This is a genomic window from Amycolatopsis granulosa (genome assembly GCF_011758745.1).
GTDB classification, from domain to species: Bacteria; Actinomycetota; Actinomycetes; order Mycobacteriales; family Pseudonocardiaceae; genus Amycolatopsis_E; species Amycolatopsis_E granulosa.
On record NZ_JAANOV010000001.1, the window covers coordinates 699,162 to 711,516 of the forward strand.

A 12,355-nucleotide genomic window follows, 5' to 3' on the forward strand; every position below is an offset into this window, starting at 1 on the left:
CTGCGTGAACGGGCGGTTGGTACCTCAGCGGGTGCTGAGCCGGGAACGGATCTCGGTCTTGAGGACCTTGCCGACGGTGGAGCGCGGCAGATCGGGCCAGATCTCGATCTGCTTGGGCGCCTTGACGCTGCCGATGCGGTCCTTGACGAAGGCGGTCAGCTCGTCGAGGTCGATCTCGGTGCCGGGCCGGGGCTGGACCACCGCGGTGACCCGTTCGCCCCACTTCTCGTCGGGCAGGCCGACCACCGCGCAGTCACGCACGGCGTCGTGGGCCATCAGCGCCTGCTCGACCTCGGCGGAGTAGACGTTGAACCCGCCGGTGATGACCATGTCCTTGGCGCGGTCGACGATGTGCAGGTAGCCGTCCTCGTCGAGGAACCCGATGTCGCCGGTGTGGTGCCACCCGTGGGCGGAGACCTCCGCGGTCGCGTCCGGGTTCTTGTAGTAGCCGGCCATCACCAGCGACCCGCGTACGCAGATCTCCCCCCGCTCCCCGCGCGCGACGGGCCGGCCGTGCTGGTCGAGGATGGCGACGGTCACGAGCGGTGATGGCCTGCCAGCGGAGGACAGCCGGGCGGTGTTGATCGTGCCGTCGGCGTTGCGGTGCTCGGCGGGCGACATCGTCGAGATCATCATGGGCGCCTCGGACTGGCCGAAGAGCTGCGCCATCGGCCCGATGCGATCCAGCGCTTCCGCCAGCCTGGCCGCCGACATCGGCGCCGCGCCGTACCAGAAGCACTGCAGCGACGACAGGTCCGTCCCCTCCAGCGCGGGGTGACCGAGGACCATGTAGATCAGCGTCGGCGGGAGGAAGGTGTGGGTGACGCGGTGGTGCTCGATGAGCTCGAGGAACCGGCCGACGTCGGGCTTGGCCATGATCACGACTTCGCCACCGCGGGCCAGCACCGGGAAGCACAGCACGCCGGCCGCGTGGGTCAGCGGCGCCAGGGCCAGGTACACCGGGCGCCCGTCGAACGGGTAGCTCATCAGCGTGATGGCCGACATCGCCTCGAGATTGCGGTCGGTGAGCATGACGCCTTTGGGGCGTCCCGTGGTGCCTCCGGTGCCGACCAAGGCCACGACGTCACCGGGCGGCGCCGCTTCGGCTGAAGGGTCGCCGCGCGCGGCGTCGAGCCAGGCGTCGAAGCCCGCCGCCAGCTCGTCGCCGTCGCCCAGCCGGACGAGGGTGGTGAGCTTCGGCAGGCGCGGCGCGATCGTGGCGACCAGTTCGTCGAAAGCCGGCTGGAAGATCAGCGCCGAGCAGTCGAACAGGTCGAGAAGCTGGGCGTTCTCCCCCGCCGCGTTGCGCGGGTTGATCGGGCACCACACCGCGCCCGCCCGCGCGATGCCGAACACGCAGCTGAACGCGGCCGGATCGTTGGCCGAGAGGATGCCGACCTTGTCCCCGGGCGCGACACCCGAGCGCCGCAGCGCCCTGGCGACCGCGTGCGACAGGTCGGCGACCTCGCCGTAGGTCAGTGACTTCCCGTCGAGCGTCAGGCAGGGGGCGTCCGGGTCGAGGGAAGCGCCTTTGTCCAGGTAGAAGGTCAGGGACACCGTTGTCTCCGTCGGTCGCTGGGGCGCGGGAAGGGCCGGTTCGGGAGTGCGGCCACCACCGTCGGGGGCCTGGCAGGACTGTTTCTCATCTTTGGACAGTTGTCAAGATTTCTTTGGACAGTTGGCCAGGAAAACGCTCGATGGGTATCGTCGTGGCGTGAGCAGCTCAACAGCCGCGCGGCGGCGAACCCGCGTCGACAAGTTTGAGGACCGCCGCCGCGAGCTCGCGGACGCGGCGCTGGCCACCCTGGCCGACTTCGGCTACGCCCGCACGAGCCTGCGCACGATCGCCGACAACACCGAGTTCTCGCACGGACTGCTGCACTACTACTTCGCGGACAAGATCGAGCTGATCACCTACTGCGTGCGGCGCTACAAAACCTCCTGCGTGCAGCGCTACGAGAACCTCCTGGCCGAGGCGTCCAGTCCCGCCGACCTGGCCGCCGCCTGCGGACACGGACTGTCCGCCACTCTCGCGGAGGCGCCGCTCATGCACCGGCTCTGGTACGACCTCCGCTCGCAGTCGATGTTCGAGGAGGCCTTCCGGGACGACGTCGCGGAGATCGACGGCACCCTGCAGAACATGATCTGGCGTGTCGTCTGCGCCTACGCCGACCTGGCCGACATCTCCCCGACCTGCTCACCCTCCCAGGCCTACGCCCTGTTCGACGGGCTGTTCCAGCAGGCGCTGCTGCGCCACCTCGCCGGTTCCGGAACGGCGCTGGACGACCTCCGCGAGGGGGCCCGCGACCTGCTGCCGCGCCTGTTCGTCTGACCGCTCGGCGCTGCTCGCGATCTCCAGCGACCAGTCTGGGCCACCACGTGGCGGACGGCTAGTGCGCGGCGTCGCCGAGGGCGGCGTGCAGTTGGCTCCGGCTGGTGATTCCCAGTTTCGGGAACACCTTGTACAGGTGTGCGGCCACGGTCCGGTGCGACACGTAGATCCGGTCGGCGATCTCGCGGTTGGTCAATCCGGAGGAGGCCAGTTGCGCGATCTGCAGCTCTTGTGAGGTCAAGGTTGCCGAGGGTCCGACCCTCGCCGCGCCCGGCGCCGCCACGCCTGCGGCCCGCAGTTCGGCGGCAGCGCGGTCGGTGAACGGCGTCGCACCGGCCGAGCCGAAAGCGGTCACCGCGGTGGTCAGATGGGTGCGCGCATCCACGATCCGGCGACGCCGGCGCAGCCATTCCCCGTAGAGCAGCTGGGTACGGGCCAGTTCCAGGTCGGCGTCGAGCCCCTCGCTCCCGGTCAACGCGGCCCTGAAGTGATCCTCGGCTTCAGCGTCGGTGGGGGCCAGCAACGCGTGAGCCCGGTGCACGAGGAGGCTTTCCAGCGGGGTGCCCAGTCGCCGGGCTTGTTCTTCGGCGTCGGCCAGGATCGGCCGCACCAGGTCCGGCCGATCGCATCCGGCCGCCGCCTCGGCCAGATCCGCGACGGCCCATCGCCGGCTTGTCCGGTGCACCGACATCCGCAGCAGATGGTGCAGTGCTTCGGTGTGGTTCGCCGCGCACAGCGCTGCCAGCCCCGCCGCCCAGTGCGCGTCGTCGTTCCAGAGGATCCCCGGATCCGCTGCCAGCAACTGCCGGGCCCGGTCGAGCGCTGGCCGCGCACGCTCGGTGTGACCCTGCCACGCCAGCGCCCGGGCCAGGATCGCCGCCGCGGACGCCGCGGTCATCGGCAGGTTCATGTCCTCGGCCATCCGCAGCGCGTTCTGCGCCGTGATCACCGCCGTTTGCAGGCTCCCGCGCTGCACCAGCAGGTGCGCCGAACCGCGCAGGCCTTCGCACTCGTCGGCCGAGGAGTTCCGGCGCCGGGACTGGTCCCGCACAAGTGTCCAGCACCGCAGCGCGCTGGCCCGGTCCGAGACCGCCTCGGCGGCGAAGGCGAGGGACATCACCGACAACGGACTGGCACCGACGCGGTCGATGAGGGCCGGTAGCCGTTCCTGCAGCCGCAGTCCGTCGCCGACGTCGTCGACCAGTGCCATGGCGATGTCGATCAACGGGTCGTCGCGGATGTCGAGGCTGCCGATGGCCGTCACGATGGCCTGCCGCGGTCCCTCGGCCAGGCCGCGCATGCGGCATTCGATCGCCGCCGCCCACAACAGCTCGCGCTGCCTGTCGTCACCGTCGGGGTATTTTCCGGCCAACGCGACCAGTGCGTCCGCCGGCTGACCCGGAATCGCCGCGGTCACGTTCAGCACGAACCTGGTGATCGCCAGTGGTTGCGCGCCTGACTGCTCCTCGGCGAGCGGTTCCGCCTCCTGCAGGATGCTGATGGCTTCCGCCGTCAAGCCCGCACCGCGGGCGACGTCGGCGGCCGCGGCCAGCCGCCGCACTCGATCCTCGACCGCGGGTGAGAGCAGCGCCGCTCGTCGCAACGCGGCCGCCGACTCGGCCCCCGCACCTCGCGCCCGGGTCAGTTCGGCCGCGCGCTCCAAGTCGGCCGCCACCTCTTCGTCGGGGCCGAAGGCCGCTTCGGCCCGGTGCCACGCCGCGCGGGTCGGATCGATTGTGGTGTCCGCCAGGGCGCGGTGGACGATCGCGCGTGCCGACAGCGGAGCAGCCCCGTACGCGGTGGAGCGGAGCAGCGGATGCCGTACGTGCACGTGGCCGCCGCCGACGGTGACCAGACCGGCCCGCTCCAGCGGCGCCAGCTCCTCCGTGAAACCCAATCCGATGCTGCGCGCGGCGGCGTGGACCTCGGACACCGACCCCTGCGCGGCCGCGATCAACAGCAGAAGCAGGCGACTGCCGTCGGGCAGGGCCTCGAGCTGGGTCAGGAAGGCTCGTTCGACGCGCTGGCTGGTGGGTAGCGGCTCGCCGGAAAACGCAACAGTGCGGCTGCGGCTTTCCCCGAGCGCCGCGCTCAGCTCGATGACGGCCAGCGGGTTGCCGCTCGCTTGTTCCAGCACCCGCTGCTGCAGGTGGACGTCGATCTCACGCGGCGAGTGCCGCAGCGTGTGCGCCAGCAGCTGTCGCGCATCCCCGGGCTCGAGCGGGGTCAACGGCAACCGCCGTACCCCCTCCAGACGGACTGCCGAGCCGGGGCCCGCACGCTCGGCGCACAGCAGCATCAACGGCGCGTTGGTCAGCCGGCGAGCGACGAAGGCCAGGACGTCCAGTGAAGACTGGTCGAGCCACTGCACGTCGTCGACCACGAGCAGCAGACGCCGCCGGGTCGCGGCTTCCTCCAGCAGGCCCAGCACCGCGAGGCTGACCAGTAACCGGTCCGGAGCAGGCCCGTCCTCCAGCCCGAACGCGGTCATGAGGGCGCCGCGCTGGCGGGGCGGCAGCTCCGCGGCCTCGCCCAGCAGCGGGTGGATGAGTTCGTGAATCCCGGCGAACCCGACCTCGGTGTGGCTCTGCACGCCCGAGCACCCGAGCAGGCGGAAACCGTCGGCCGTTGCCCGGTCGGCGACGGCGGCCAGCAGGGTGGACTTGCCGATGCCCGCCTCGCCGTCGATCACGATCGCCGAACCGCTTTCGGAAATCGACGCGAGCGCCTCGCTGAGCACGGCGAGTTCCGCTGATCGGCCGAATATCACTCTCGCCAGGCTAGCACGCTGGCTTGGTCTGACCTACCCAGCTACGCTGTGACGATGCGCATCGACCCGTGGTCCGACGACGCCTGCCCCATCGCGCGCGCCATGTCGGTGCTGGGCCAGCGGTGGGCCGTCCTGATCGTTCGCGAGGCCATGCTGGGACGATCGCGTTTCTCGGAGTTCCGGGAGCGGTTGGGCGTCGCCTCCGATGTCCTGAGCGCCCGGCTGTCCCAGCTGGTGGCGGCCGGCGTCCTGGAGTCGGTTGACTACCAGCGGCCCGGCGACCGCACGCGCATCCGCTACGTCCTGACCGACGCCGGACGCGACCTCGTGCCGGTACTGGCGGCGCTGGGGCAGTGGGGACACGTGCACCTGGCCCGGTCCGCCAGCAGCGGTTACCGCGTTGTCGACACCGAAACCGGCGAACCCGTCGGTGTCGGCTTCCGCCGCCCGGACGGCAGCAGCGTCCCGCCGGCCGGCGTCGGCCTGGTGGAACGTCCTCCCGGATAGCCGTGCGCCCGGGCGGCACAGCGGCTGCCCGGGCGCCGTCCTGCTAGCTCCGGATGAACTCGAGCAGATCGCGGCCCAGCTGCTTCTGGTACTCGCCGTGAATGCCGTGTGACGCACCGGGATACACCCGCAACGTGCCGTACCGGACCAGTTCGATCGCCTTCGCTGCGGCGTCGTGGATCGGCACGATCTGATCGTCGTCGCCGTGGGCGATGAGGATCGGCACGTCCAGCGCCTTCAGATCGTCGGTGAGGTCCGTCTCGGAGAACGCACGCACACAGTCGTAGGCCGGCGCCAGCCCGGCGTGCATGCCCTGCAGCCAGAAGTGGTCGACCAGCCCCTGCGACAGGACCGCGCCCTCCCGGTTGAACCCGTAGAAGGGCAGCGCCAGTTCCTTCCAGTACTGCGACCGGTCCGCGAGCACGTTGGCGCGGATCTCGTCGAACACCGACAGCGGAGTCCCCTCCGGATTCGTGTCCGAACGCACCATCACCGGTGGGATAGCGCCGACCGTGACCACCTTGCGGACCCGGCCCGCGCCATGGCGCGCCGCGTAGCGCACCGCCTCACCGCCGCCGGTGGAATGCCCGACCACCACGACGTCCGACAACCCCAGACCGTCCACCAACGCGGCGAGGTCCGCGGCGTAGGTGTCCATGTCGTTACCCGTCCAGGTGTCCTCGGAACGGCCGTGACCGCGCCGGTCGTGGGCGATGGCGCGAAAACCGTTGTCGGCGAGAAGCTTCAGCTCGACATCCCACGCATCCGAGCTGAGCGGCCAGCCGTGGCTGAACACCACGGGCGGACCGCTCCCCCAGTCCTTGTAGTACAGCTGAGCACCGTCGGAACCTTCGAAATATGGCATGCCTTCAGTCTGGGGCGCCGACCCCGATGCCGCCATACGTCACTTGACTACCGATTCCGCCGCGCGGTCGGCACGAAACCGTGGTCATCCTGCGGATACCCGGGAGGCCCGGCCTCGGTCAGTGTGGTGGTCGGACACCGGCTCATGAGGAGATGTGCGATGACGACCACCACCGGCAGCGCGGACGCGGCCAACCGCCGCGTCGACGTGGGGAACGAAACCTTCGCCTACCGCCGATTCGGTTCGCCGTCGGCCACGTTGCCACCGCTGGTGCTGCTGCAGCATTTCCGCGGAAATCTGGACTACTGGGACCCGGCGCTGCTCGACGTCCTCGCCGCCGACCGCGAGGTGATCACCGTCGACCTGCGCGGTGTCGGGCGATCCACCGGCACCACGCCCGACACCGTCGGTGAGATGGCCCGCGACGCGCTGCGTTTCATCGACGCGCTGGGACTGGACATCGTCGACCTGCTCGGGTTCTCGCTGGGCGGCCACATCGCCCAGGAGATCGCGCTGGTGCGCCCGCGGCTGCCGCGCCGGCTCGTGCTGGCCGGCACCGCTGCGCAGGGCGCACCGGATCTGCACCGCTGGTCCGACGACGTCTACGCCTACGCGTGCGGGGACGTGACGACGCCGGAGGACTTCATCGCGCTGTTCTTCTCCGGATCCGAGCACAGCACCCGGCGCGGATGGGAGTACCTCGCACGCACCCGGGCCCGCACGGTGGACCGCGACGCCGAAACCACGCTGGCGTGCCGCGACGCCCAGTACCAGGCGCTGATGACGTGGGGAATCCCGGAATCGGCGAAGCTGGAACGCCTGTCGGCCATCACCCAGCCGACCCTGGTGGCCAACGGCGACAACGACACCATGATGTCGACGAAGAACAGCTACCTGCTGGCCGACAAGATCCGTGGCGCGCAAATCCGCATCTACACCGACGCCGGGCACGGCTTCCTCGACCAGTACCCGGTGGAATTCGGCCACCACATCCGTCAGTTCCTCGGCCGCTAGGAGCAACACGATGACAGACCTTCTCGACCGGACCCTGCAGGCCTACGGCGGCTACGACCGCTGGAAAGCGGTGACGTCCGTCACCGCGCACAAGCACTTCGGTGGCGCGATCTGGGACATCAAACAGGTTCCCGGCATCGTCCACGACGGCGGGATCACGGTGTGGCTCAAGGAGCAGCGCACCTCCCTGTGGCCGTTCACCGGGCCCGGCCTGAAAACCGCATACACACCAGGTCGTGTCGGCATCGAAACCACCAGCGGCGACGTCGTCGAAGTGCTCGACGACCCGCGCTCGTCGTTCGCCGGGCACACCCTGGAAACGCCGTGGACCGCGCTGCAATTGGCGTATTTCACCGGTTATGCCATGTGGACCTACACCGCCGAGCCGTTCAACCTCACCTTCCCCGGTGTGCACACCGAAGAAGGCGAGCCCTGGTCCGAGGACGGCCGGCGCTGGCGGCGGCTGCACGTGAGCTATCCGGACACCATCGCCACCCACAGTCCGCACCAGGTGCTCTACATCGACGACGACGGCCTCATCCGGCGCCGCGACTACCAGGTGGACATCGCCGGCGGCTCCCCCGGCGCGCACTACGTGTCGGGCTTCGACGAGATCGACGGCATCGTCGTGCCCCGCACCCGGCTCATCTACGTCCGCGACGAGAACAACCGGCCGGTGCCCGAGCAGCTCGTCGTGTCCATCGAACTGACCGACATCAAGATCGACTGAGGAGTGACGCAAATGCGGATCGTGACCCAGCAGGAGCTCGGGGGACCGGAAGTCCTGCGCGTCACCGACGCCCCCCGCCCCGAGCCCGGCCCGACGGAGGTGCTCGTCCGGGTCGAGGGCGCCGGCATCAACCCGGTCGATCTCAAGGTGCGCCGGGGCGGCGGGTTTCTCTCCCGGCCACCGTTCACCGTCGGCTGGGACGTCGCCGGGGTCGTCGAGAAGATCGGCTTCGGCGCCACCGGCGTGCGGGAGGGTGACGAAGTCCTCGGGATGCCGTGGTTCCCGCGACCGGCCAATGCCTACGCGGAGTACGTCACCGCACCGTCGCGGCACTTCGTGCGCAAGCCCGCGGGGCTGTCGTTCACCGAAGCCGCCGCGTTGCCGCTTGCCGGGCTCACGGCGTGGCAGAGCCTGGTCGACATCGCGGACGTCCAGCCGGGACAGCGGGTCTTCATCGACGCCGCGGCGGGCGGCGTCGGGCACTTGGCGGTGCAGATCGCGAAGGCACGCGGCGCGCACGTGATCGGCGCCGCGGCGGCGGGCAAGCACGACCTGCTGCGGGATCTCGGTGCCGACGAGGTGATCGACTACCACGACGAGGACGCAACCGTGTCCGGTGTGGACATCCACCTGGGACTCGTCGGCGAGGACAGCGACCTGCGGTGGCTGCCCGCCATCAAGCGCGGTGGGTGGCTGATCGGTGTGCCCTCCGGTGTCTCCGGCCGCGTCCGGGACGCTGCGGCCGGGCGCGGTGTGCGGACGTCGCAGATCCTCGTCGAGCCGGACCGTGGCGGGCTGACCGCCCTCACCGGGCTGGTCGAGGCCGGCCGGCTGACGGTGCGTGTCGCGCGGGCCTTCCCGCTCGACGATGTCGTCCAGGCGCACGAACTGATCGAATCCGGCCGTGCCGGCGGCAAAGTGGTGCTGACGACCGGGCCGCGAGGGACCGACCGGTGAACGGGTGGAGCTTCGACCGGCACGGCGCGGTGGCCGTGCTCACCTTCCGGCGCCCGCCGGTGAACCTGATCGATTTCGCCGCGCTGCTCGAGCTGGGAGATCTGCTGGAACGCTGCGCGGCCGAACCGGAAGGCATCAAGGTGGTCGTCCTCGCCGGCGGGACACCGGGCTACTTCGTCAACCACGCGGATCTGGCGGACCTGGAGCGGGCGGGCAAGGGACTGGTACCGCCGGAAGAGCTGGGCAGCTGGGACAGGGCGCTGCGCCTGCTGGAAGAGATCCCGCAGCCCACCGTCGCGGCGATCGACGGCCTGGCCTCCGGCGGCGGGAACGAGCTGGCACTGGCCTGCACCGTCCGGATCGGTTCGGTCGGCGCCCGGCTCGAGCAACCCGAGGTGAGCGTCGGGATCATCCCCGGTGGCGGCGGCACCGTCCGGCTGTCCCGGCTCGTCGGCCCCGGCGTCACCGCGGACGCCGTCCTGACGGGCCGGACCTTCGACGCCGACGAGGCCGTCCGCGTCGGCTGGCTGACGCTCCTCCTGCCCGGGGACGACTTCTTCGGCGAGGTGCTGCGCTGGACCGGGCGGGTCGCCGCCGCGCCCGCCGCGGCGTTGAGCTCGGCCAAACGCTCCATCGTCGCCGGATCCCGGATGCCGTTCGCCGACGCTCAGCAACTCGAGAAGAGCCTGTTCCGCGCACTCAGCGCGAACAACACCGCCCTGCGGGAGGACAGCAATGCCTGACTACCGTGCCGACGTCGCCAAGACCGAATACGTAGAATCCGGTCCGGTGACGTTCGCCTATCGCAGGCTGGGACCTTCCGGCGGCGTACCTCTGGTTCTGTGCATGCGTTTCCGCGGCACCATCGACCACTGGGACCCGGCGTTCCTCGACGAGATCTGCGCGGACCGGGAGGTGATCATCTTCGACAACGCCGGTGTCGGCTTCTCGTCGGGGACCGTGCCCGCGAGTATCGGCGAGATGGCGCTCGGAGCGCTCGACTTCATCGACGCGCTGGGATTGACCACCATCGATCTGATGGGCTGGTCCATGGGTGGTTTCGTGGCGCAGTCGGTCGCGCTGACCCGGCCCGGGCTCGTGCGGCGGCTGATCGTCGCGGGCAGCAACCCCGGCAAGGTGGATGGCGCGCCCCGAGCGCCGCAGAAGACGTTGGAAATCTTGCCCAAGCCGGTCAATGACGACGACGACTTCCTGTACCTCTTCTTCCCCGAAACTCCCTCGGCCCAGGAAGCGGGGCGCGCGTCGCTGCGCCGGCTGGAACCGCGACTGGCGTCGTCCGGGATCTCCGTCTCCCCGGGAGGTGGCGCAGCGCAGCTGGGCGCGCTCCTGGACTGGTCGGCGGGCAAGAACGCCGCGTGGGACAGGCTTCATGAGCTGACCATGCCGGTGCTGGTCGCCAACGGAGCGCACGACGTGATGACCCACGCCTACCACTCCTATGCGATGTCGCAGCGGTTGCCCGACGGCAAGGTCGTGCTCTACGCCAACGGCGGGCACGGATTCCTCTTCCAGTTCCATGAGGACTTCGCCGGCGAGGTGAACACGTTCCTGTCCTGAGCACACGCACGGGATCGGCGCACCCACCGTGATGCGCGAGCTCACGCCGATCCCCGGGCACCCGCACCGGCTCGGTCACGGGCCGGCCGGGAGTCTCCCCGGTTCATCGAAAGGACCACACCAATGACAGCACCGGCCCTGACCTTCGACGTCCTCGTGATCGGCTTCGGCAAGGGCGGCAAGACCCTCGCCGCCACCCTCGGCCGCCGCGGACGCCGGGTCGCCATGGTCGAACAGTCCGACCGGATGTACGGCGGTACCTGCATCAACATCGGTTGCGTCCCCACCAAGGCGCTCGTGCACCAGGCCGAGCAGCGACGGGCGGGTGACGATCCCGGCGGCTGGTACGAACAGGCCATCCGCGGCGCCGACTCGCTCACCACCCTGTTGCGTGGCAACAACCTGCGCATGCTCGACACCCTCGACACCGTCACCGTCATCACCGGCCGCGCCCGGTTCGCCGACCCCAAGACCGTGTCCGTGCGAGCCGGTGACGACGAACTCCGCGTCAGCGCCGACACCATCGTGATCAACACCGGCGCCCATCCCGTCACCGGCGGCCTGCCGCTGGGCGGCCGGATCATGACCAGTACCGGGCTGCTCGCGCTGGAGACGCTCCCCAGCCGGCTCGTCATCGTCGGCGGCGGTTACGTCGGGACCGAGTTCGCCAGCATGTACGCGCAGTTCGGGTCGGAGGTCACGGTGATCGACCACGCCCCGCGCGTCCTGGCGCGGGAGGACCCGGACGTCGCCGCGGCCGCCGAGGAGATCCTGCGCGGAGCGGGAATCACCTTCGTCAACGGTGCGCGCGTGACCGACGCGAGGGACGGCACCAACTCCGCGGTGGTCACCTACACCTCGGGCGACACGACATCCACTGTGGAGGCCGAGGCGGTGCTCGTCGCGCTGGGGCGCGCCCCGGCCACCCGCGACCTCGGCCTGTCGGCGGCGGGGGTGCACACCACGGCGGGCGGCGCCATCGCGGTCGACGACCACCTGCGGACCTCGCAGCCGCACATCTACGCCATCGGAGACGTCAACGGCGGGCCCCAGTTCACCTACGTCTCGCTCGACGACCACCGCATCGTGCTCGACCAGCTCACCGGCGACGGAACGCGGTCGACCGCGGACCGCGTCGCCGTGCCCAGCACCGTGTTCATGACCCCGCCGCTGGCCAGGGTCGGGCTCACCGAGACCGAGGCCCGCGCGAACGGGCACTCCGTCCGCATCGCCAGCAAGCTGGTCGCGCAGATCGCGGCGATGCCCCGCGCGCGGATCATGAGCGACACCAGGGGCCTGATCAAGTTCGTCGTGGACGCCACGACCGACCACATCCTCGGCGCGGCACTGCTGTGCATCGACGCCCAGGAGCTGGTCAACACCGTAGCCCTGGCCATGCGGCACGGCGTCACCGCGACCGAACTGCGGGACGCCATCTACACCCACCCGTCCTCGACCGAAGCGTTCAACGAAGTCCTCGCCACCCTCGCGTGACGGGACCGGACCGCACGGCGATCCCCCGGGCGGCGGCCCGCGGCGGGTGACGGTGCGTTGAGCACGTGCACCCGCCGCTGGGTCCGGGCGTAGTGGACGTCATCGACC

Annotated in this window: 11 protein-coding genes; 8 read left to right on the plus strand and 3 right to left on the minus strand. The window is 70.3% G+C overall.

What is annotated here, in order from left to right; translation table 11 throughout:
- Positions 1-24: 24 nt before the first annotated feature.
- The gene (locus FHX45_RS03450; RefSeq protein ID WP_167096556.1) at positions 25-1,557 is read right to left on the minus strand and encodes an AMP-binding protein; all 1,533 of its coding nucleotides are present in this window, start codon (positions 1,555-1,557) and stop codon (positions 25-27) included.
- Between the two features lie 157 nt (positions 1,558-1,714).
- On the opposite strand from FHX45_RS03450, the gene FHX45_RS03455 reads away from it, so the two are divergent.
- Complete coding sequence (locus FHX45_RS03455; protein ID WP_167096557.1) at positions 1,715-2,332, plus strand: TetR family transcriptional regulator; 618 nt, start codon at positions 1,715-1,717, stop codon at positions 2,330-2,332.
- 58 nt (positions 2,333-2,390) lie between these two features.
- On the opposite strand, the gene FHX45_RS03460 is transcribed toward FHX45_RS03455, so the two are convergent.
- On the minus strand, positions 2,391-5,102 hold the full coding sequence (locus FHX45_RS03460) for an AAA family ATPase (RefSeq protein ID WP_208405785.1): 2,712 nt from the start codon (positions 5,100-5,102) through the stop codon (positions 2,391-2,393).
- A 54-nt stretch (positions 5,103-5,156) separates the two neighbouring features.
- Here FHX45_RS03460 and FHX45_RS03465 point away from each other — a divergent pair, with 54 nt between their 5' ends.
- Positions 5,157-5,609, plus strand: a complete 453-nt coding sequence (locus FHX45_RS03465) for a winged helix-turn-helix transcriptional regulator (protein WP_167096558.1) — start codon at positions 5,157-5,159, stop codon at positions 5,607-5,609.
- Positions 5,610-5,652: 43 nt separating this feature from the next.
- Here FHX45_RS03465 and FHX45_RS03470 read toward each other — a convergent pair whose 3' ends face one another.
- Positions 5,653-6,474: an alpha/beta fold hydrolase gene (locus FHX45_RS03470; RefSeq protein WP_167096559.1), complete on the minus strand. Its 822-nt coding sequence runs from the start codon at positions 6,472-6,474 to the stop codon at positions 5,653-5,655.
- 159 nt (positions 6,475-6,633) lie between these two features.
- Here FHX45_RS03470 and FHX45_RS03475 point away from each other — a divergent pair, with 159 nt between their 5' ends.
- From FHX45_RS03475 to FHX45_RS03500, 6 genes are all read left to right on the plus strand, one after another.
- Positions 6,634-7,488 carry an alpha/beta fold hydrolase gene (locus FHX45_RS03475; protein ID WP_167096560.1) on the plus strand — a complete coding sequence of 285 codons (855 nt, stop codon included), beginning with the start codon at positions 6,634-6,636 and terminating at the stop codon, positions 7,486-7,488.
- Between the two features lie 10 nt (positions 7,489-7,498).
- Positions 7,499-8,218 carry a hypothetical protein gene (locus FHX45_RS03480; protein WP_167096561.1) on the plus strand — a complete coding sequence of 240 codons (720 nt, stop codon included), beginning with the start codon at positions 7,499-7,501 and terminating at the stop codon, positions 8,216-8,218.
- Positions 8,219-8,230: 12 nt separating this feature from the next.
- The gene (locus FHX45_RS03485; RefSeq protein WP_167096563.1) at positions 8,231-9,175 is read left to right on the plus strand and encodes an NADP-dependent oxidoreductase; all 945 of its coding nucleotides are present in this window, start codon (positions 8,231-8,233) and stop codon (positions 9,173-9,175) included.
- Positions 9,172-9,918 carry an enoyl-CoA hydratase-related protein gene (locus FHX45_RS03490; protein ID WP_167096565.1) on the plus strand — a complete coding sequence of 249 codons (747 nt, stop codon included), beginning with the start codon at positions 9,172-9,174 and terminating at the stop codon, positions 9,916-9,918. Before FHX45_RS03485 ends, FHX45_RS03490 begins: the two co-directional genes overlap by 4 nt.
- The gene (locus FHX45_RS03495) at positions 9,911-10,753 is read left to right on the plus strand and encodes an alpha/beta fold hydrolase (RefSeq protein WP_167096567.1); all 843 of its coding nucleotides are present in this window, start codon (positions 9,911-9,913) and stop codon (positions 10,751-10,753) included. The genes FHX45_RS03490 and FHX45_RS03495 overlap by 8 nt, the downstream gene beginning before the upstream one ends.
- A 123-nt stretch (positions 10,754-10,876) precedes the next feature.
- Positions 10,877-12,247 carry an FAD-dependent oxidoreductase gene (locus tag FHX45_RS03500; protein WP_167096569.1) on the plus strand — a complete coding sequence of 457 codons (1,371 nt, stop codon included), beginning with the start codon at positions 10,877-10,879 and terminating at the stop codon, positions 12,245-12,247.
- Positions 12,248-12,355 lie beyond the last annotated feature (108 nt).